At 72.5% G+C, this 18692-nt stretch carries 19 protein-coding genes and 2 tRNA genes; 16 read left to right on the top strand and 5 right to left on the bottom strand.

Features of this window, described 5'->3' with window-relative positions; genetic code table 11:
• Window positions 1–18: 18 nt before the first annotated feature.
• Both ACLII4_RS04250 and ACLII4_RS04245 read left to right on the top strand, forming a co-directional pair.
• Window positions 19–258 (top strand): hypothetical protein, encoded by a 240-nt coding sequence (locus ACLII4_RS04250; RefSeq protein WP_412069651.1) that lies wholly within the window; start codon window positions 19–21, stop codon window positions 256–258.
• A gap of 60 nt (window positions 259–318) precedes the next feature.
• The gene (locus ACLII4_RS04245) at window positions 319–1515 is read left to right on the top strand and encodes an MDR family MFS transporter (protein WP_412069650.1); all 1197 of its coding nucleotides are present in this window, start codon (window positions 319–321) and stop codon (window positions 1513–1515) included.
• 134 nt (window positions 1516–1649) lie between these two features.
• Here ACLII4_RS04245 and ACLII4_RS04240 read toward each other — a convergent pair whose 3' ends face one another.
• Window positions 1650–3155, bottom strand: a complete 1506-nt coding sequence (locus ACLII4_RS04240) for a hypothetical protein (protein WP_412069649.1) — start codon at window positions 3153–3155, stop codon at window positions 1650–1652.
• 57 nt (window positions 3156–3212) lie between these two features.
• Between ACLII4_RS04240 and ACLII4_RS04235 the strand changes: the two genes are divergently transcribed.
• Window positions 3213–4499, top strand: a complete 1287-nt coding sequence (locus ACLII4_RS04235) for an MFS transporter (RefSeq protein ID WP_412069648.1) — start codon at window positions 3213–3215, stop codon at window positions 4497–4499.
• 157 nt (window positions 4500–4656) lie between these two features.
• On the top strand, window positions 4657–6222 hold the full coding sequence (locus ACLII4_RS04230) for a sensor histidine kinase (protein WP_412069647.1): 1566 nt from the start codon (window positions 4657–4659) through the stop codon (window positions 6220–6222).
• 192 nt (window positions 6223–6414) lie between these two features.
• Here the strand turns inward: ACLII4_RS04230 and queG are convergent, their stop codons facing one another.
• The 3 genes from queG to ACLII4_RS04215 form a co-directional block, all read right to left on the bottom strand.
• Window positions 6415–7383 carry a tRNA epoxyqueuosine(34) reductase QueG gene (queG, locus tag ACLII4_RS04225; RefSeq protein ID WP_412069646.1) on the bottom strand — a complete coding sequence of 323 codons (969 nt, stop codon included), beginning with the start codon at window positions 7381–7383 and terminating at the stop codon, window positions 6415–6417.
• A gap of 95 nt (window positions 7384–7478) precedes the next feature.
• Window positions 7479–7991 (bottom strand): DinB family protein, encoded by a 513-nt coding sequence (locus ACLII4_RS04220; RefSeq protein WP_412069645.1) that lies wholly within the window; start codon window positions 7989–7991, stop codon window positions 7479–7481.
• Window positions 7988–8416 (bottom strand): DoxX-like family protein, encoded by a 429-nt coding sequence (locus ACLII4_RS04215; protein ID WP_412069644.1) that lies wholly within the window; start codon window positions 8414–8416, stop codon window positions 7988–7990. Before ACLII4_RS04215 ends, ACLII4_RS04220 begins: the two co-directional genes overlap by 4 nt.
• A 111-nt stretch (window positions 8417–8527) precedes the next feature.
• Between ACLII4_RS04215 and ACLII4_RS04210 the strand changes: the two genes are divergently transcribed.
• From ACLII4_RS04210 to ACLII4_RS04165, 10 genes are all read left to right on the top strand, one after another.
• Window positions 8528–9436: an NAD-dependent epimerase/dehydratase family protein gene (locus tag ACLII4_RS04210; protein WP_412069643.1), complete on the top strand. Its 909-nt coding sequence runs from the start codon at window positions 8528–8530 to the stop codon at window positions 9434–9436.
• Between the two features lie 288 nt (window positions 9437–9724).
• Entirely contained in the window at window positions 9725–10636 is a 912-nt protein-coding gene (locus ACLII4_RS04205) for an MlaE family ABC transporter permease (protein ID WP_412069642.1), read from the top strand.
• Between the two features lie 63 nt (window positions 10637–10699).
• Complete coding sequence (locus tag ACLII4_RS04200) at window positions 10700–11656, top strand: ABC transporter ATP-binding protein (RefSeq protein WP_412069641.1); 957 nt, start codon at window positions 10700–10702, stop codon at window positions 11654–11656.
• A 98-nt stretch (window positions 11657–11754) separates the two neighbouring features.
• Window positions 11755–12888 carry an MlaD family protein gene (locus ACLII4_RS04195; RefSeq protein WP_412069640.1) on the top strand — a complete coding sequence of 378 codons (1134 nt, stop codon included), beginning with the start codon at window positions 11755–11757 and terminating at the stop codon, window positions 12886–12888.
• A gap of 252 nt (window positions 12889–13140) precedes the next feature.
• The gene (locus ACLII4_RS04190) at window positions 13141–14358 is read left to right on the top strand and encodes an FtsX-like permease family protein (RefSeq protein ID WP_412069639.1); all 1218 of its coding nucleotides are present in this window, start codon (window positions 13141–13143) and stop codon (window positions 14356–14358) included.
• Window positions 14359–14629: 271 nt separating this feature from the next.
• Entirely contained in the window at window positions 14630–15511 is an 882-nt protein-coding gene (locus ACLII4_RS04185; protein ID WP_412069638.1) for a tetratricopeptide repeat protein, read from the top strand.
• A 193-nt stretch (window positions 15512–15704) separates the two neighbouring features.
• The gene (locus ACLII4_RS04180) at window positions 15705–16946 is read left to right on the top strand and encodes a hypothetical protein (protein ID WP_412069637.1); all 1242 of its coding nucleotides are present in this window, start codon (window positions 15705–15707) and stop codon (window positions 16944–16946) included.
• 260 nt (window positions 16947–17206) lie between these two features.
• Entirely contained in the window at window positions 17207–17446 is a 240-nt protein-coding gene (rpmB, locus tag ACLII4_RS04175; protein ID WP_412069636.1) for a 50S ribosomal protein L28, read from the top strand.
• 46 nt (window positions 17447–17492) lie between these two features.
• The gene (gene rpmG / locus ACLII4_RS04170; protein ID WP_412061063.1) at window positions 17493–17663 is read left to right on the top strand and encodes a 50S ribosomal protein L33; all 171 of its coding nucleotides are present in this window, start codon (window positions 17493–17495) and stop codon (window positions 17661–17663) included.
• 60 nt (window positions 17664–17723) lie between these two features.
• The gene (locus ACLII4_RS04165) at window positions 17724–17900 is read left to right on the top strand and encodes a hypothetical protein (RefSeq protein WP_412069635.1); all 177 of its coding nucleotides are present in this window, start codon (window positions 17724–17726) and stop codon (window positions 17898–17900) included.
• Between the two features lie 103 nt (window positions 17901–18003).
• On the opposite strand, the gene ACLII4_RS04160 is transcribed toward ACLII4_RS04165, so the two are convergent.
• Entirely contained in the window at window positions 18004–18453 is a 450-nt protein-coding gene (locus ACLII4_RS04160) for a hypothetical protein (RefSeq protein WP_412069634.1), read from the bottom strand.
• 57 nt (window positions 18454–18510) lie between these two features.
• On the opposite strand from ACLII4_RS04160, the gene ACLII4_RS04155 reads away from it, so the two are divergent.
• Window positions 18511–18587, top strand: a tRNA-Pro gene (locus tag ACLII4_RS04155).
• Between the two features lie 3 nt (window positions 18588–18590).
• Window positions 18591–18664, top strand: a tRNA-Arg gene (locus ACLII4_RS04150).
• The last annotated feature ends 28 nt before the right edge of the window (window positions 18665–18692 follow it).

Genomic DNA, 18692 nt, shown 5'->3' with positions numbered 1-18692 from the left:
CCCCTTCCTCCCAGACCGATGGATTTCAACAGCCTCAAGGACAACGCGGGCGAGCTCGCCAAGGACGCCGCCGGCAAGGCCGGCGACGCTGCGGGCGACCTCGCCGCCAAGGCGGCCGACCTCGCGCCCGACGCGCTCAAGGAGCAGGCCTCGAAGGCGGCCGGGAAGGCGGCCGAGATGGCTGGCGACCTTGCCGAGAAGGCGGCCGAGAAAGCCACCGACCTGATCGGCAAGGCGGCCGACAAGCTCGGCGGCTAGCGCCCGCCCGCTCCTGCTTCTGCGCCCCGACCGATGCTCTCGGCCGGGGCGTCCCGTTTCGTGGCCCCCCTCCGCTCGGCGCTCGCCCGCTACCCCCGCCCATTCTGGGCCCTCGTTGTCGGCACGTTCGTGAACCGGACGGGCCTGGTCGTCCTGCCGTTCCTGGCGCTCTTCCTGACGAGCCAGCGCGGGTTCGGGATCGCCGCCGCGACGGCCGCCGTGTCGCTCTACGGCGCGGGCGCGTTCACGGGCGGCTTCGTCGGCGGCTGGCTCTCCGACCGGGTCGGCCGGCGGCCCGTGCTCCTGCTGAGTCTCGGCGGCGCAGCGTTCCCCGTCGCCGCCATCCCCTTCGCGACGACGTTCTCGGCCGTCGCCGCGCTGGCGTTCGCGTTCGGCCTCGTCGCCGAGATGTACCGGCCCGCCGTCTCGGCCGCCGTCGCCGACCTGCTGCCCGAGGCGGAGCGCGCACGGGGGTACGCGCTCGTGTACTGGGCCATCAACCTCGGCTCGGCCGTCGGCCCCGCCCTCGGGGGGCTGCTGGCGTCGATGTCGTACCTGTGGCTGTTCTGGCTGGAGGGCGCGACGCTCCTGGGCTACGCCGTCATCGTGGCCGTCGCCGTGCCCGAGACGCGGCCGGAGGCGGCGAGGCCGGTCGCCGGTCGCCGCATCGACCTCGGCCCCCTCCGCCGTGACGGCACCCTCGCGGCGCTCGCCTTCGCGATGCTGTGCGTCGGCATCGGGTTCATGCAGCTCTTCGCCACCCTCCCGCTCACGATGGCCGCCGACGGGCTGACGGAGCTCGACTACGGGCTCGTCATCACCGTCAACGGGGGGCTGATCGTGCTCATCGGACTGCCCGTCGCCGCGTTTGTGGGCGCCCGCAGGACCACGGCGTGGCTGCCCGCCTCGGTCGCCCTCATCGCGCTCGGGCTCGCGCTCACGGTCCCCGCCGACACGTTCGCCCTCTACGCCGCCGCCAGCGTCGTGTGGACGCTGGGTGAGATGGCGTTCCTGCCCGTCGTGCCGACGCTGGTGGCCGGGCTGGCGCCGGTCGCGCTGCGCGGCTCGTACCAGGGCGTCTACCACGCCGCGTGGGGGCTGTCGAAGGCGGTCGGCCCCCTGCTCGGCGGGCTCGTGCTGGCGTCGGCCGGCGCACCCGTGCTGTGGGCGGCGGCGGCGGCGCTGGCGGCGCTCGCGGCGATCGTGCTGGCGGCGCTCTTGCCCACGCTCCGGCGGCGGCTGGCGACGGCCGGCTGACGGGCCCTGCTCGGCAGATCCCCCCGTCCGCGCGGCGCAATTCCAACCGTGCAAGAGTGGCGATCGGTGCGCGCGTCCGAGCGGGGGGATCTGCCGGGCACCGCGCTCACCCCGAGCGATCCGCCGCGTCGCCCCTACTCCACCTCCACCACGGCCCCGCCCGCCGACTCGCCTCCGCCGCCCACCGCGCGCACCTCGTACGTGCCCCCGCTCGCGCCCGCGTCAAGCCAGCCCGACGCCGTCCCGGGGAGCGCGGCCACCCGCTCGCCGTCGCGATAGATGTGGACCGCGTCCGGCAGATTCGCCCACGGCGCCGCGTACGTCCGCGGGTCCCACGTCAGCGCCACGCCGCCGGGCACGCGCCGGGCCACCAGAGTCCCCGGCGACACCGGGCGCAGCGTGAGCGACGCCGTGCGCGCGTCGTCGCTGGCAGGCGCCTTCACGTCGCAGTGGGGCGCCGCGGGGCACAGGAAAAAGGCGAGGGCCCCGTCGATGGACGCCGCCAGCTCGGCCGGCTGGCCCTCGCGGAAGGCGGCGACGACCTCGAGCACGCCGGCCTCGTCGAACACGTGGGCGCGAGCGGTGCGGACGGCCTCGAACACGGCGACGCCGCCCGAGATGTCGTCGTTGTCGCCGGCCAGACTCCCCGCGCTCGGGCCCTCGGGCTCGAACGGCGACGGCTCGGCGCGATCGTACAAGCTCCACAGCAGCGCCCCGATGGCGGGGTAGTCCGGGTGCGAGACGCCGTACGAGATCCGGTCGTAGCGCACGTCCGCGTCGATGTGGTCGGTGAACGGCGCGCGCTCCGGGTTCGACGGCGCGAGGTCCGGGTCGCCGTACTGGGCGGCGGCATACGCTCGCGCGGCGAACGAGAAGAAGATGGCCCAGCCCTCGCGAAGCTGGCGGTTGCGCAGCGAGTACCGGACCGCGTCCGAGCCCCACATCCGATAGCTGACGTAGTGCCCGTACTCGTGCGCCATCAGCGCCGGGGTAATGCCGCTTGCGCGGACCTCGATCTCGTGGCCCCACGGCGCGTCCGGGTCGATGGCCTGGAACACGTACCCACCGCCGCCGCTCAGTTCCACGTCCACGCGTGGCAGGGCGAACGGCGGGGCGCCGTCGTAGAGACGGTGCACAAACTCGCGCGCGATCGTCGCCGTGCGGATCGCGACGCCCACCGGACGGGAAACGGCGCCCGCCAGCCCCGCCAGCGACACATCCCCCGTCGGCGGCAGCGGCCGACGAACCGCCGACCTCCACAGCACCGATACCTCGCCCGCCCGGCGCGCATCCGCGCGGAGCAGCCGGATCGCTTGCGACTCCGTCGCTGGCGCTACGGCGACGCTGTCGAAAAGGGACAGGTCGACGGCCGTCGCCAGCGCGATCCGGAACGCGCCGTCGGGCCCGACCGTCGCCCGCTGGCGGTCCGCCCCGTCGAGCGGGCGCTCCCACCCGCCGCCGCGCCGGTGAAACAGCAGCTGAACGCGGAGTCCGTACGCGCCCCGCGCGTGGCCCTCGATCTCGAACCGTCCCTCGGCCACCACCTGCCGCGCGGCGACGGGCGCCCGCGCCGCGTCGCTGGCGACGCACCCGACAAGGGCGAGCGCGAGCGTGGCGAGCGAGAAGAGGCGGAGGATCACCGGGCGGCGGGGCGGGGCCGGTGAACTTCGCCGCCGCGTCGGTCGTGTGCCGCGCCGATGTCGAGTCCCCCCACGAACCTGCGCGGCACGGTCGGCTTCGGCGCCCTGCTGCGCCGCAACCGCGACGTGCGCCTGCTGTGGGGCGGGACGGTCGTCTCGCTCTTCGGCGACTGGTTCAACACCCTCGCGCTGTACCGGCTGGCGCTCGACCTCACCGGCTCCGAGGCGGCCTTGGGCGGCGTCTTCCTGACGAAGCTGATCCCGCTCGCGCTCGCGTCGCCGATCGCCGGCGTCCTCGCCGACCGGCTCGACCGCCGCAAGCTGATGATCGGGGCCGATCTCGTGCGCGCGGCCCTCGTGCTCGGCTTCCTGTTTATCCGCGAGGTCGACGACCTGTGGCTGCTCTACGTGCTCGGCGCCGCTCAGATCGCCGTCAGCGCCGCGTTCACGCCGGCCAAGAACGCCGTGCTCCCGCGCATCACCGGGCCCGGCGAGCTGCTCACCGCGAACGCGCTGCTCTCGGCCACGTGGTCCACGATGCTGGCCGTCGGCGCCGCCGCCGGGGGCCCCGCCGTCGACGCCTTCGGCACGGACGTCGTGTTCGTGCTCGACGCGGCGACGTACCTCGTCAGCGCCGTGCTCATCGCCCAGCTCCGCGTCCCGAAGACGGAGGCGCAGACGACGGCCGAGGACGGCGTCGTGCGCAACGTCGTCGGCACGGCCGTCGCCCAGGTCGCCGACGGCTGGCGCTACGTCCGCCAGCGCCCGGCGGTCGCCCGGTTCGTGTTTGCCAAGGCCGCCTGGGGGATCGGCGGCGGCGGGCTCATGTTCTCGCTGGCGCTCTTGGGCGACAGCCTCTTCCCGACCGCCGGCACGACCGGCATCGGCATCCTGTTCGCCGCACGCGGGCTCGGCACTGGGCTGGGGCCCGTCATCGCCCGGTCCCTCTTCCAGGACGAGCGCCGGTGGCCGACGGTCCTCGCGGCGTGCACCGTCGCCTGCGGCCTGGGCTACCTCGCCATCGCCGCCGTCGGCGACGCGCGCTGGGCCGTCGGCGCGCTCGTCGTGTTCGCGCACGGCGCGAGTGGCGCCAACTGGGTGCTCTCGACGACGCTCTTGCAGGACCGCGCCCGCGACGCCTTCCGGGGCCGCGTCATCTCCACCGACTGGCTCTTGGTCACACTCGTTGAGAGCGTGTCCATCGTCGCCGCCGGGCTGCTGCTGGAGGGCGGGATGGCGCTGGGCGTGCTGATCGCCGGGCTCGCGGGTGTCCAGATCGTCGCGGGCGTCGCCTGGGGCCTGTGGGTGGTCCCCGCCGAGCGCCGCGCCGCCTCGCCAGCGTAGAGTGCCAGCCGTCCGCCAGCACCCGACGCTGGCATCCCCCCTCGGTCGAGGGGGACGCCCTGATGGATAGCGGCCGAAATGCCCCCCGCTCACCTCGGGGACGAGGTGGGGCGGGGTCGGCTAGAGACCGCCGCCCTCCCCGCCGATACTCCGCGCCATGGCCCCCCTTTCTGCCCCCGCTCCGCTCGCCGACCGTCTCGAAGCCGCAGAGGCCGCGCTCCGCAACGTCGCGCTCTCCCGGCCGAACGCCCTCGCGTTGCTGGAGGCCGGCGTGACCCGGATGGGCGAGGCGCTCGGCGCCGAGGTCGCCGTGGCATTGGTGGGCGAGAGCCAGACCGGCGCCTTCGTCCGGTGCGCCTCGTGGCCACCCGTCGCGTCGCCCGCGCTCGTCGAGGTCGAGGCTGCGGACGCGCCGCCCCTCGTGGGCCGCGCGCCCGTCTCCATCGATGGCGGCCCCCTCGCCGAGGCCCTCGGCGCCGCATCGGTGCTGGTGATCCCCGTCGAAAGCTCCGTCCCCGGCGCGTTCATGCTCGGCCGCCCCGCTCCGTGGACGCCCGCCTGCGAAGCCGCCGCGGGCCGCCTGGGCGCCCTGTTCGGCACGCTGTGGGCCTGGGTCGAGGCCGAGACCCGCTTCCGCCGCACCGTTGCCGATCTCGACGACGCCTTGTTCACCTTCGGCCACGACGACGACGGCCACCGCGCCTACGCCTTCGTGACCGCCCAGGCCGAGGCCATCACCGGCCTCGACCCCGACGTCGTGCTCGCGGGCGACGCCGACTGGGCCGACCTCGTCGTCCCCGAGGACCGCGCCGCCTTCGACGCCCACGACGCCCGGCTCCGCGCCGGCGAGCCGTCCCAGGTCGAGGTCCGCCTGCGCCTCGACGGCGGCGACGTCGTCTGGATCTCCGAGCGCGCCCGCCCCTCCGTCGACGCCGTCGGCCGCCCCGTGGCCGGGGGCTTGCTGGCGGACGTGACGGCCCAGAAAGAGGCCGAGGCCCAGCTCGACCGCGCCCGCCGCATCGCCGAGCGCGCCGCCCAGACCCGGATGGCGTTCTTGCGCATGATGAGCCACGAGCTGCGCACCCCGCTCGGCGCCATCCGGGGCTTCTCGGACCTGCTCGTCGAGGAGGCCGCCGACATCCCGGGCGCCCCGCCCGAGGTGGCCGAATTCGCGGGCACCATCCGCGACGCCGCCAGCCGCGCGCTCCGCCTGGTCACCGACCTGCTCGACCTGTCGCGCTTGGAGACCGGCGCCCTCGACCTCGCCCACCAGCCGGTCGACCTCACCACACTCGCCCGGGCCGTCACCGCCCGCTACACCGACGACCTCGCCGCGCGCGGCGTCACCTTGACCGTCGCCGCCCCCGCCGACGCGCTCATGGTCGAGGCCGACCCGTCGAGGCTGGAGCAGGTCGTCGATCAGCTGTTGTCGAACGCGGCTCGCTTCACGCCCGCCGGCTCCGTCGTCGTCTCGCTGGCGGCCAGCGCCGACCGCGTCCGCCTGGAGGTCCGCGACACCGGCGTCGGCATCGCCGACGACGTGTTGGAGGCCGTCTTTGAGCCCTTTGTGCAGGAGGACGCCCGCGTCAACCGCGACTATGGGGGCACCGGCTTGGGCCTCGCCATCGCCAGCCGCTTGGTTCAGCAGATGGGCGGCGACCTCTCGGCCGCCAGCGTCAAGGGCGAGGGCTCCACGTTCACGCTCGCGCTGCCGGCGGCGTAGCCTCCTCCGCCCCGGCGCCGAGGCGGACGCGTCCCTCGTTGCAGACCTCCCCTCCCGAACGGGAGGGGCCGGGGGAGGACGACGGGCACGACGTTGCTCGACGGGCACACCCTCACCCTGTCCCTCTCCCGAGGGGAGAGGGGACGTCGGTTGCGGCGAGGTGCCAACGCGGCGCCGCAGCCTGCTTCGGCGCTACGGATCGGTGCTCGCGTTGGCCGCCGCAGTTTCCATGTTGCGCACGAACCCATCGTGCTTGACCCGCTTGACCGGGCTGCGCCGGAACCGCTCGCGGAAGGCCTCGAGGTCGATCTCCGCCCATTCCTTGGCGGGCGTATCGGTGACGCCCGGTCGAGGCAGGAAGCGCGCGTCCCGCGTCGGCTGGGAAAACTTGGTCCACGGGCACACGTCCTGGCAGATGTCGCAGCCAAAGGCCCAGGCGCCGAACTCGGCCGCCAGCTCCGGCAGGTCGGGCCCCCGGTGCTCGATGGTCCAGTACGAGATGCAGCGCGTGGCGTCGATCTGGTACGGCGCGTCGAGGGCGCCCGTCGGGCAGGCATCGAGGCAGCGCGTGCAGCTGCCACAGTGATCGGCGCGGAACGGTGGGTCCGGCGCGAGCGGCACGTCGACGATCAGCTCGCCCAGGAAAACGAACGAGCCGTGCGTGGTCGTCAGCAGGTTCGTGTTCTTGCCCTGCCACCCCAGCCCCGCGCGCTGCGCCCACGCCTTGTCCATCACCGGCGCCGAGTCGACGAACGCGCGGCCGCCTGCCCCGCCGGTGCGTGTGTCGAGCCAGTCGAACAACTCCGCCAGCTTTTCCTTGAGCACGTCGTGGTAGTCATCGCCCCAGGCGTAGCGGCTGATCTTGGCGCCGCCGCCCTCGCCCGGCTGGCGGCCGAGCTGGAAGTAGCTCACGAAGACCGACACAACGCTCTCGGCACCGGGCACGAGCACGCGCGGGTCGATCCGCTTCTCGAAGTTCCTCTCCAGCCACGTCATCGCCCCGTCGGAGCCGCCGTGGCGGCCATCGGCCAGCCACGCCTCCAGCCGCGCCGCCTCGGCGTCCAGCCGCGTCGCCGTCGCGATGCCGACGCCGTCGAACCCGATGCGCCGGGCCTGGGCCTTGAGGTCGCGCGCGAGGGCAGCGGGGTCGTAGCCGGGCACGGAGCGGAGGAGAAGTGGACAGGAGACGAGGTGGAAGATGGGCCTATCCCGTCCCCGCGACCTCCACCCCCCGACGCCTCTTCTCGTCTGCTCCTCTACACCTCGTCTCTCGCAAGCCCGGCGAGCGTCCGCCGCACCTGCGCGTCGTGGTGGCGATGGTGCGCCAGCAGGAACGCGAGCGCGTCGTCCGGCAGGAAGGGGCCGGCAATGGGGTGCGAAAAGGCGACCGTGCCCGCTTGCGGATCTCGCTCGCGCCACCCCGCGCGGAGCGCCGCCCACCGCTGGCGCACGTCGGGCCACCGGGGCGCCGCGCTCGGCATCACCGACTGCGCCGACGGCGGGGCCGGGATCCGGACCGGCAGCGACAGAACGAGCCGGATCCCCCCGCTCCGCAGGCCCGACGTCGCTCGCGCCAACCCACCCGCTAGCGGTCCGTCGGGGCGGAGACCGCCGTCGATCAACAGCAAGTGCTCCGCGAGCTGCGCCAGCGACCACGCCCCCGACGCCGGGCGGGCGTGGACGATCTCGTCTGGCAACCCGTCCAAGCGCTCGGCGAACGCGGCGCGGTGGGCGCCGAGCCCAGCGAGCAGGCGGGCGCGGCGGGTCATCGTAGGGCGGGGATCGGGGCCCGCCCCGCCTCGGGCGCCACCCCGTCAGGGACGCCGTCAGGCAGCGACCACACGACGGCCGCGCACACCGCCAGCGCGCTGTTTTTAAGCACACCCGTGAGCGGCGCCAGCAGTGCCGAGGGGTCGGCCCCCACCACGCCGACCGTGATCGCCGCCATCGCCAGCGTCGTGACGACGACCGCCAGCCGCTCGCGGTAGCCGACCAGCAACACGACGCCCGCCACGGCCTCCAGCACACCGATGCCGACGAGCGTCGCCTCTGGTGAGACGATCCACAAGCCCGACGCCTCGACGAGCGCCAGCTCGCCCGCGTCGCGGAGCCACAGCTTCAGCCCCACTCCTTCGCCCAGCCACACGACCGCGAGCGACAACCGGGCGGCGAGACGCAAGCGGAGCGGGGACATGGCCACCATTTTCAGTGATGAGTGAAAGTTACGCGTCCATCTCCCCCGGGGTTGCGGCACGGAACCGTTCCGGCGCCCCGTCCGCTCAAGCCCTCCCCTCTCCTGACTCTCATGCACGTCTTGCTCACTGGCGCCACCGGCTTTGTCGGCGGCCACGTCCTCGCCGCCCTGCGCGACCGAGGCCACACCGTCCGCGCCCTCGTCCGCGGCGACGGCGCCGGCCTGCCCGACGACGTCGAGACCGAACAGGGCGACGTGACCGACGCCGCCTCGCTGGCGGGCGCCTTCGACGGGGTCGACGCGGTCGTCCACCTCGTGGGCATCATCGACGAGAAGCCGTCGAAGGGCGTCACCTTCCAGCGGATCCACGTCGGCGGGACGCGCCGCGTGGTGGAGGCCGCGCAGGCCGCGGGCGTGACGCGGTTCGTCCACATGAGCGCGAATGGGGCACGGCCGGACGGCAACAGCGCGTACCAGCGCACGAAGTGGGCGGCCGAGGAGATCGTCCGCCGCGCCGACTTCGCACACACGGTCATCTTCCGCCCGTCGACGCTGTTCGGCGACCCCGGCCCCGACGATCCCGAGTTCGCCAAGCGGCTGTGGGAAACGCTTGTCCGCCCGTTCCCGGTGCTGCCGGTCTTTGGGAAGGGCGACTACGAGCTCCAGCCGGTCCACGTCGCGGCGTGCGCGGACGCGATGGCGCAGGCCGTCGACCGCGACGCCTCGGCAGGCGTGTCGTACTGCGTGGCCGGGCCGGAGCGGATCCCGTACCGCGAGGTGCTGGCGCGGATCGCCCGGGGCGGGGGGATCGCGCCCAAACCGACCGCGCCCGTCCCGATCGGCTTGGCGCGGATCGGCGTCTACACGCTGGGCCGGGCAGGGCTGCTGCCCATCTCGCCGGCCCAGTTCGAGATGCTGATTGAGGGCAACACCTGCGACCCCTCCGCCTTCTTCGCCGACTTTGGCGTCGAGACGCCCCGCTTCGACGCCGACTCGCTGGCGTACCTCCGCCAGTACTGAGCGGACTCAGCGGACTCAACGTGACGGTACAAACGACGTCCCCTCTCCTCTCGGGGGAGGGGCGGGGTGAGGGTGCCACTCAACCGCACGCCCCCCCGCTGGCGCCAGCCGGTCGCCCTCCCCCAGGCCCTCCCGCCCGGGAGGGGAGGTCGGATCCGAGACGCCGGGCGGTTCCGCGAGCCGAGCGAACAAGGGGGCTGCCGAGCGAGCCGCCCGCCAGCCACGGCCCCGCCGCAAGCGGGGCAGAACCGGACGAACCCCGCCGACCGGCTGCGCTACTTTCCGCACATGGAGACCCTCCCCACCGACTCGCTCACGACCCGCCTGCGCGCCTCGCGGCGGTCGCGACAGAACGAGAAGATCCTCCAGGAGAAAGAGGTCGAGCGCAAGGTCGAGGAGCGCAAGGAGGTCGCGAGAGAGACGAGCGTCCCCGGCGAGGCCTTCTTCAATGAGGCCGGCGGCCTGTTCGCCTTCATGGGCCGCTTTTTCAGCCGCTTCTGGCGACGCCCCTTCGAGTTCAAGGAGCTGCTGACCCAGATGGACGAGGTCGGGACCAAGAGCCTGACGCTGACCGGCGTCGTGGGCTTCTCGATCGGCGTGGTGCTCGCGATGCAGAGCCGGGGCACACTCGCGCGGTTCGGCGCCGAGAGCTTCCTGCCGTCGATGCTGGCGCTGAGCGTCATCAAAGAGATCGGGCCCGTGCTGACGAGCCTGGTGCTGGCGGGCCGCCTGGGCGCCGGGATGGGTGCCGAGCTGGGCTCGATGAAGGTGACCGAGCAGATCGACGCGCTCGAAGTCGCCGCGCTCAAGCCCTTCAGCTACCTCGTCGTCACGCGCGTGCTGGCGTGCATCATCATGTTCCCTGTGATGACGATGATCACCGACATCCTGGCGCTGACGGGCGGTTACCTCGAAGCCGTGCTCTCGGACGGGATGGACCTCCGCATCTTCATCTCGACGGCCTTCGACACGCTGCGCTTCGCCGACGTGATCGTCGACACGCTGAAGACCTCCATCTTCGGGTTTATCGTCGGCATCGTGAGCTGCTACCTCGGCTACAACGTCCGCGGCGGGACGCGCGAGGTGGGCCGGGCGGCTATGCAGGCCGTGGTCATCTCCAGCTTGCTCATCCTGATCGCCGACGTGGTCATCGTCCGCGCCTCGATCATCCTCTTCGGCGACATCTCCGGCTCCGCCTGACAGCGCCGCCGTGCGACGTTGAACGTTCAACGTTGAACGTTCCGACCTTCCACGCATCCGCTCATGTCCCGCTTTTCCGACCGCGCCGACGCCCGCCGCAAGCCGGGAGACGCCGACGGCCCGCACCCGCTCTCGGACGACGGGCTGGCGGACCCGACCGACGACCCGACCGGCGCGCCCCCGGCCGGCGTCCCCGGCACGCCGGACCACGCGAGTCTCCTCGCCGACCCTGAGGGCGGCCCCATCCTCGGCACCTCGCCGCCGCCGCCGGACCACATCGTCGTCGACCTGCGCGAGGTGCACAAAGGGTTCGGCCCCAAGAAAATCCTGACGGGCATCAACCTGGCGCTGGAGCGCGGGACGAGCGCCGTCGTGCTCGGCGGGTCGGGCACCGGCAAGAGCGTGCTCACCAAGCACGTCGTCGGGCTGCTGGCGCCGGACAAGGGCGAGGTCTGGGTGCTCGGCGAGCGCCTCGACTTGATGAACCAAGAGCAGCTCGACCGCAAGCGGACGCGCCTCGGGTACCTCTTCCAGGGCGGCGCCTTGTTCGACTCGATGACCGTCTACGGCAACATGCGGTTCTTCTTGGACCGCCTGACCACGCTCGACGACGACGAAAAGGAGGACCTGATCATGGAGTCTCTGGAGGACGTCAACCTGCCCGAGACGCGCGACCAGTACCCGGCCGAGCTCTCGGGCGGCCAGAAAAAGCGGATCGGGCTGGCGCGGACGCTCATCCTGCGCCCCGACATCATCCTGTACGACGAGCCCACGACCGGCCTCGACCCCGTCTCCGTGCGCGTCGTCTCCGAGCTCATCGTCAAGCTCCGCGACACGCGCGGGATCTCGTCGATCGCCATCACGCACGACCTGCTGGCGGCCGAGATCATCACCGACACGGCCCACTTCCTGCTCGACGGCCGGATCGTCGAGGCCGGCCCGCTCGCCGAGGTCCGCCGCTCGGATCACCCCGCGCTCCAGGAGTTTTTTACCGGGACCGAGGCGTACGGCACGGCGTGATTCCGGTCGCCCCTTGGGGTCACCCCTTGCTGCCCTTCGGGCCGCCCATCCCTTCCACATGAGTCGCGTAACCTGTCGGCCCTGCTGACCCCTCGAATATGTCTCGCCAAGCCCGTCTCGGCCTCGTCATCCTGCTCGCGATCTTCTCGGCCATCGGCGTGATGTTCGTGATCGGGAGCCAAAACAGCCTGTTCGCCAGCACCTTCGCCGTCCGCGCCAGCTTCGACCGCGTGGCCGGGCTCCAGCCCGGCGCGTCCGTGTTCTACAACGGGATCTCGGTCGGCCGCGTCAACCGGGTGCAGCTGCCGGCCGAGCCCGGCGCCCCGATCATGGTCTTCATGGCGATCGACGAGGAGGCCCGCCCGCTCATCCGCGAGGACAGCCGCGCGCTCATCCAGACCGACGGGCTCGTCGGCAGCGTCATCGTATCCCTCACCGACGGGAGCGCGAACCGGCCCCAGGTGGCCGACAACGGCCAGATCGAAGGGGTCAACCCCTTCGCCCTCGCCGAGGTCTCCGAGCGGCTCTTCGAGTCCGTCGCCCGGTTCGACTCCGTGACCGTCGGGCTGTCCCAGACGCTGGCCGACGTCCGGACCGGCCAGGGCACGTTGGGCCGTTTCCTGTACGACGAGACCCTCTACGAGAGCTCCGTCGCCACGGCCGACGCTTTCGCCGGCACCGTCACCGAGGCCCAGCAGACGCTGCGCAGCTTTACCGCCCGCGCCGACCAGCTCGTCGCCGTCGCCGAGAACGCCTCGCGCGGCGTCGACGAGATCCTGACCCGCGTCTACACCGGCGAGGGCACGGTCGCCAAGTTCCTCAACGAGCCCGCCGTCTACGAGACGTTCCTCGCCACGGCGGCCCAGCTCCAGGAGGGCGCCGGCCAGCTCCAGACGGTCTCCTCCGACATCCGCGCCATCACTGACCGCCTCAACCAGGCCGCCGGCTGGGGCGCCCTCGCCACGTTCCGGGCCGCCGAGCTGATGGAGGCCGGCAAGCACAACTTCCTCTTCCGAGGCTACTTCGAGGACCGCGGCTACTACGAGATGGCGCCCTTCGAAGTCCGCGAGGCGGCCATCTCGGAGACGCTGGCGGATCTCCAGGAGTGGGAGCGCCGGCTCGTCGACCAGGAGCGCCAGCTCGAGGAGGCCCGCGCCGAGATGGCCCGCATCCGCGCCGAGGTCGAGGCCGCCGGCGGCTCGCGGCCGCCCGACTCCGCGCCGAACCGCTAGCGTAAGAGGGGGTCTCGCTCGCCCCCCTCACCCTGTCCCCCTGGGAGAGGGACAGGGTGAGGGTCAGTCGCCCGCCGACCCGTCGGCCGGAGGACATCCGTAAAGCGCCGCTTCTGTGCCCGGCCGAGCGCGGGCCCGACCGACTCACCGACCAACCGACTCCCCGCCCTGGACTACCGCCTCCTCATCGCCCGCCGGTACCTCGCCAGCCGCCGCCGGCTGACGCTGATCTCCGTCATCTCCGGCGTCTCCGTGGCCGGCGTCGCCATCGGCGTGGCCGCGCTCGTGGTCGTGCTGAGCGTGCTCAACGGGTTCTACGACGTCGTCCGGGACTTGCTGGTGAGCTACGACCCGCACGTCCGCATCGAGGCGGTCGGGACGCGGGGGATTGCCGACGCGGACGCGCTGCTGACGATCGCGCGCGACGAGCCCGGCATCGCCAGCGCCAGCGCCTACGTCGAGGGCAAGGCCCTGCTAGCGGTGGGCGGCGGGCCCGGCCAGGTGGTGACCGTCCGTGGCGTCGACCCCGGCTCCCTCGACGCCCGCGTCGGCCAGTCCATCCGCGACGGCGTCTTTGACCTGGGCCGCACCGACGGGACGAACGGGATCGTGATGGGCGCCGGGCTGGCGGGGCGCACCGGCGCGCGCGCGGCGGATCCCGGCGTGCAACTCGACGCCCAGAGCCCACGGGCGGGCCGCGTCCCGGGCAGCCGCGTGTCGCTGCTGTCGGCCGGCGCGCTGGAGCGCGCCATCACCCTGTACCCCTTCGGCATCCCCGACCAGCGCGCCTTCGAGGTGCGCGGCACGTTCTCGCTGGAGCCCACGTATGACGACAGCCACGTCTTCGTCGCCCTCGACCAGGCCCAGCGCCTCTTCGCCACGGGCGGCACCGTCACCGGCGTCGACTTGCGCCTGAGCGACCTCGACGACGCGGGCCCCGTCGCCGAGCGCCTGCAAGCTCGGCTCGACGCCGACGCGCCCGGCCAGTTCGCCGTCCAGACGTGGTACGACCTCCAGGGCTCGCTCTACAGCGTCATGAAGTTGGAGAAGTGGGCCGCCAGCGCCATCTTGGCCCTGATCATCGTCGTGGCCGCCTTCAACATCGTCGGGGCGCTGACGATGATCGTGATCGAAAAACAGCGCGACCTGGGCGCGCTCCAGGCGATGGGCGCCAGCCGGGCCGACATCCGGCGGATCTTCCTGCTCGAAGGGCTGCTCGTGGGCGGCGTCGGCGCCGGGATTGGGCTGGCGGTTGGGCTCGGCATCTCGCTCGTCCAGAAGACGTTCGGCGTGGTGAAGCTGGCCGAGGCCGGCTCGTTCGTGATCGACGCCTATCCAGTCGCCATCCGCCCGCTCGACATCGGCGCGGTCGTCGTCGTCGCGGTCGGGCTGTGCGCGCTGGCGGCCGTCTACCCGGCCGCTCGCGCCGCGCGCATCGACCCGGCGCGAGCGGTCCAGTCAGGGGCGTAGCTCGCGGCCCTTCGCTCGTCGGCGACAGCGGCTCCCCCATCCGTCTCCCTTCCCTCTGCTCCCCGTCCGAAGCGTGGGGGGAGCGCGGCCCGACGCGTGGGATGGCCTTGCGTCGATGCGCAACGGCCTCCCAGGACTCGGTGTCTGCGGATTCGCGGAGCCCCAGCGCCTCTATCCGTTCGAAACCACCCGTTCCGGTTCCATAGGCCAGCGCCGAACGCGCGACGGCGCCCCGTCCCCGATACCGGACGCCCACACGTACACCCTCGTTATGCGCACGCTCGCCCTCCCGCTCCTCGCGATCCTCCTGCTCCCCCTCTCCGCGTGCGACGAGGTCGGCCCCCTTTCCATCGACGGTGGCGTCGACATGGCCGTCGACGATGCCGTGATCGCCCGTGACCAGGGCAACTACGACGCCGCCGTGACGCTGCTGGAGCGCGCGCTCGTCGAGGAGCCCGCCAACTCGAAGGTCCGCGTCGAGCTGGCCACGACCCTCTTGCAGCGCGACGGCATCGACCTGCTCGACCTCGACCGCATCGGCCAGTTCCTCACCGAGACCGCCACGGGCTCGGGCGCCGGCCGGACCGCCGCGCGCGGCGGCTGCGCCTTCGCCAGCGACCCCACCGCCACCGTCTTCGACCCGACCGAGGTCGAGGGCTTCGACGAGCTGCTCGCCGGCACCGAGACGCTCGACCGCGCCGAGGGCCTGCTCGACGGCGTCGTGCCCCAGGCCGTCACCAGCTTCCAGCTCTGCACGAGCGTCGCCGACGGCGAGCTCGTCTACGACCGGGCCGGCGCCATCGCCGACCTCGGCGCGAAGGGCCTGACGGCCCCGCAGCAGTCGCAGACGCTGGCCGTCAGCGCCCTCACCGACTTCGTCGACGCCTACCTCTACGTCTCGGAGAGCCTCCCGGAGAGCACCACCTGGTACCGGCTCGCCGACGGCTCCATCGCCATCTGCGCCGACGACGAGGCCGAGCTCCGCGAGGCGGCCGAGGCCCCGATCCAGGCGTTCGGCCAGGCCGTCCTCGCCCTCGACGCCCGCGCCGAGATGCTCGGCGGCAGCTCCGTCGCCACCGAGGTGGTCGAGGTCGCCCTCGACGCGTACCAAGAGCTCCAGCAGGCCGTCGTCGGCTACTGCACGACGGGCTAGCCCACACCAGAAGAAGAGGACGGGAGGAGCAGAAGAGACCTCGTAGGCCCTCCGTTCCTTCTCGTCTCTCTAAACCTCTTCGACGACCGGGGCGCCCGCGAGCATGCGGGCGCCCGGGCTCTCGTTCGGGCCGTTTGGTAAAGCGTTCCCCCTCCGGGTCGATACCTCTGCTCCCCCCCCGACTCCCCCCTCGATGCGTCGTCCCGCCGCCCTCCTCGCCCTCGCCGCCGCGCTCGCGGTGCCCGCCTTCGCCCAGCCGGTCGTGACGCCCGCGCGCGAGTCGCCGGTCGGGGCCACCGACTTGGTCGCCCTCGGATCCGGAGGCGCCGTGGCCGCCATGCCGACGCTCGACTCGCCGTTCTTGTCGAACCCGGCCCACATCACCGCCCGCGGCTTCTCGCTGACGATCGCGGGGGCGACCGCCGGCGCCGGCGGCAACGTCCGCGAGACGTACGACTTCTACGACACCCAGTTGGGCCCCGCCATCGAGGAGGGGCTCGACGAGATCCGCACCAACGACCCCACACGGCTCGCGGTGCTCTACAACGAGGCGCTCCGCATCGGCGCGCAGCCGAAGACGGCTGACCTCGCCGTGCTGGCGCCGTCGCTCCGGTTCGGGGCCGGCCCCGCGTCCGTGGGCGCCGGGATCTACGGCTCGTCGGTCTCGCGCGGCCGGATCACGAATGGCGGCGGGGGGGTCCCGTTCATCGACCTCTACAGCCAGGCCGACGTGGCCGTGCCCGTCGTGGTGGGCCTCGACCTCGGCAAAACGCCGGCCGCCCTCGCCATGCCCTTCGGGCTCCGCGTGGGCGCCTCGGCCACCTACCTCCAGCGTCGCGTGACGGGCAAGGCCGACCCCGTCGACGCCCTCGACCCCGACGGCGAAAAGATCTACGTCCTGCGCGGCGACGCCGTCCGCCTGGCCGTCGGCGCCTTCGCCACCGACGTCGTCGTGCCGGGCCTCGACCTCGGCGCCGAGCTCTCGAACGTCGGCGGGACCATCGACTACGACTTCGACCGCTCCATCGACGTCTCCGGCTCGGAGGGCACGCCCGACGACACCGCCGAGATCGCCGCGCTCGAAGCCCGCTTCGACGACCGCCCGACCGAGGCCGTCGCCCGCGTCGGCGCCGCCTTCCGTCTCCCTGCCATCCCCGGCGTTCGCGCCTCCATCGGCGTGGACTACACCTCGGCGGCGACGTCCGACTTCGAGCAGTCGGCGCAGGCCGGCTTGCGGGGCGGCGCGCGGGCTCGCTTCGGCGGTGTGTTCGAGCTCCGTGCCGGCGTCAGCCAGGGCATGCCCACGGCCGGGGCGTCCATCGCGACCAAGTTCGTCCGCCTCGGGTACGCCACGTATGGCGTCGAGGACGGGCGCCTGCTGGGCCAGCTCCAGCGCCGCAACCACGCCGTCCAGATCCGCGTCGGGATCTTCTAAGGGACGGGGAACGAGGAAAGGGGAGCGAGCAGACGGTGCCGCGGCTGCCGGATCTGCCGGGCCGGAAGGCTCTGCCCGTTCCCCGTGCCCAGCTCCTCGTCCCCGAACGCCCGTCTTCGCCCCAGACTCACACGTTTGGGCCGGTTTCGGGTTGGCCTCGCCCCCCAGGGGCCGTAGGTTCGATGGCTCTGCTGTGCACCGATGCGCAGCGGCCCCGAAGGATCCCTCCCCGAGCCCGCGGACGTGTGCCGCGACGACCGATGTCCCGCACAGACCAGCTTACCGGCAAGAAGCCGATGTTCGGCAACCACGTCTCCCACGCCCACAACAAGGTGCGGCGGCGGTTCAACGTGAACCTGCAGAAGAAGCGGTTCTACGTGCCGGAGGAGGACAAGTGGATCACCCTCCGCGTGTCCGCCCAGACGATCAAGACGATCAACAAGAAGGGGATCTCGGCCGTGCTGAAGGATGCCCGCGCCAAGGGCACCTCGCTCGTCTAAACCCCACTCCTCGCTCGCGACCCCGCGCGCATAGACCTCAGAGACCATGGCCAAGGGCAAAGACGTCCGCCACCAGGTGATCCTCGAGTGCACCGAGCAGCCCGGCACGTCGCGCTACGCGACGATGAAGAACCGCCGGAACACGACCGCTCGCCTCGAGCTCAAGAAGTACAACCCGACGCTCCGCAAGCACACGCTGCACCGCGAGATCAAGTAGTCCGGCGCGGGCCCCGTGCCCGCCCGACCGCGCGTCCCACCCCCCTCGACCCCCACTCCCATGGCGAAGAAAGTCTCGAAGAACCAGCGGACCAACCGTGGCGCCGGCCAGGAGGCCAAGCAGATGGCCAAGATCATCGTGGCGTCCAAGAAGCAGAACGGCCAGTTCGAGTTCCGCTCGCGGATGGTCGAGGCCGGCACGGTCCAGGACGAGCTGAAGGCGGCCCAGGCCAACTAGCGCTCGACCCGCTCGACAAGTCCCGACGGGGCGCTTCCAGACGGAGGCGCCCCGTTTTTCGTGCGCGGTGCTGGTGCCCGCCCCGCTGGCGTTTGCCCGTGCGCTACTGGCGGTGGCGCATCGCGAGCCAGCCCGCCACGCGGTCGTCGCTGGGCCACGTCAGCGCGGCGAAGGCGAAGAGGGTCGCCCCGAAGGCAAGCGCCAGCAGGTCGCCGGTCAGGAACGCGGCGGCGGCGCCCAAAATCGCCGGGACCTCGGCGACCGCCAGCGAGGCGACGCCGAACGTCCGCGCAATGCCCTCGGCCTCGGCGTCGGAGCCGGCCCGCGCCAGCCGCGTCTCCATCGTCCGCAACAGCGCGAACGCACCCGCGGTGGCCGCCATCGACAAGAGGGCGACCGCGAAAAAAGCGGTCTGAGCCATCTCCGCGAGCGGCGCGCGCTCGGCCGAGGCCGCCAGCACGCCGAACGTCCCCATCACCAGCGCACCCCCGGCGCATACGGCGCCCCACACGATCCGGAGCGGGCGGGCGAGGGCGGAAACGTCGGTGGACATATCAACGGAGCGGGGAGGATGACGAAGGTAGCCCGGGGTTACCTTGCGGCGTCCGTTCGGGGCGTAGCGCAGCCCGGTAGCGCGCCTGCTTTGGGAGCAGGAGGTCGTGGGTTCGAATCCCGCCGCCCCGACCATATGGGCCTGTAGCTCAACCGGATAGAGCGTCGACCTTCTAAGTCGAGGGTTCCAGGTTCGAGTCCTGGCAGGCCTGCCCGTCTTCGCGGCGCGTCTATGGGCAG

The organism is Rubrivirga aquatilis, assembly GCF_046845665.1.
GTDB lineage: Bacteria > Bacteroidota > Rhodothermia > Rhodothermales > Rubricoccaceae > Rubrivirga.
The sequence above is the reverse complement of the archived record's forward strand: the minus strand, read 5'-3'. Positions and strand labels throughout refer to the sequence as shown.

What these genes read in the sequence shown, in the direction of transcription:
- ACLII4_RS04165 (WP_412069635.1), top strand. Translation starts at nt 17,724, where the DNA reads ATGGCGAAGAAAGTCTCGAAGAACCAGCGGACCAACCGTGGCGCCGGC.
- ACLII4_RS04215 (WP_412069644.1), bottom strand. Translation starts at nt 8,416, where the DNA reads ATGTCCCCGCTCCGCTTGCGTCTCGCCGCCCGGTTGTCGCTCGCGGTC.
- ACLII4_RS04210 (WP_412069643.1), top strand. Translation starts at nt 8,528, where the DNA reads ATGCACGTCTTGCTCACTGGCGCCACCGGCTTTGTCGGCGGCCACGTC.
- ACLII4_RS04235 (WP_412069648.1), top strand. Translation starts at nt 3,213, where the DNA reads ATGTCGAGTCCCCCCACGAACCTGCGCGGCACGGTCGGCTTCGGCGCC.
- ACLII4_RS04220 (WP_412069645.1), bottom strand. Translation starts at nt 7,991, where the DNA reads ATGACCCGCCGCGCCCGCCTGCTCGCTGGGCTCGGCGCCCACCGCGCC.
- ACLII4_RS04185 (WP_412069638.1), top strand. Translation starts at nt 14,630, where the DNA reads ATGCGCACGCTCGCCCTCCCGCTCCTCGCGATCCTCCTGCTCCCCCTC.
- ACLII4_RS04200 (WP_412069641.1), top strand. Translation starts at nt 10,700, where the DNA reads ATGTCCCGCTTTTCCGACCGCGCCGACGCCCGCCGCAAGCCGGGAGAC.
- ACLII4_RS04205 (WP_412069642.1), top strand. Translation starts at nt 9,725, where the DNA reads ATGGAGACCCTCCCCACCGACTCGCTCACGACCCGCCTGCGCGCCTCG.
- ACLII4_RS04180 (WP_412069637.1), top strand. Translation starts at nt 15,705, where the DNA reads ATGCGTCGTCCCGCCGCCCTCCTCGCCCTCGCCGCCGCGCTCGCGGTG.
- ACLII4_RS04195 (WP_412069640.1), top strand. Translation starts at nt 11,755, where the DNA reads ATGTCTCGCCAAGCCCGTCTCGGCCTCGTCATCCTGCTCGCGATCTTC.
- ACLII4_RS04250 (WP_412069651.1), top strand. Translation starts at nt 19, where the DNA reads ATGGATTTCAACAGCCTCAAGGACAACGCGGGCGAGCTCGCCAAGGAC.
- rpmB (WP_412069636.1), top strand. Translation starts at nt 17,207, where the DNA reads ATGTCCCGCACAGACCAGCTTACCGGCAAGAAGCCGATGTTCGGCAAC.
- ACLII4_RS04160 (WP_412069634.1), bottom strand. Translation starts at nt 18,453, where the DNA reads ATGTCCACCGACGTTTCCGCCCTCGCCCGCCCGCTCCGGATCGTGTGG.
- rpmG (WP_412061063.1), top strand. Translation starts at nt 17,493, where the DNA reads ATGGCCAAGGGCAAAGACGTCCGCCACCAGGTGATCCTCGAGTGCACC.
- ACLII4_RS04230 (WP_412069647.1), top strand. Translation starts at nt 4,657, where the DNA reads ATGGCCCCCCTTTCTGCCCCCGCTCCGCTCGCCGACCGTCTCGAAGCC.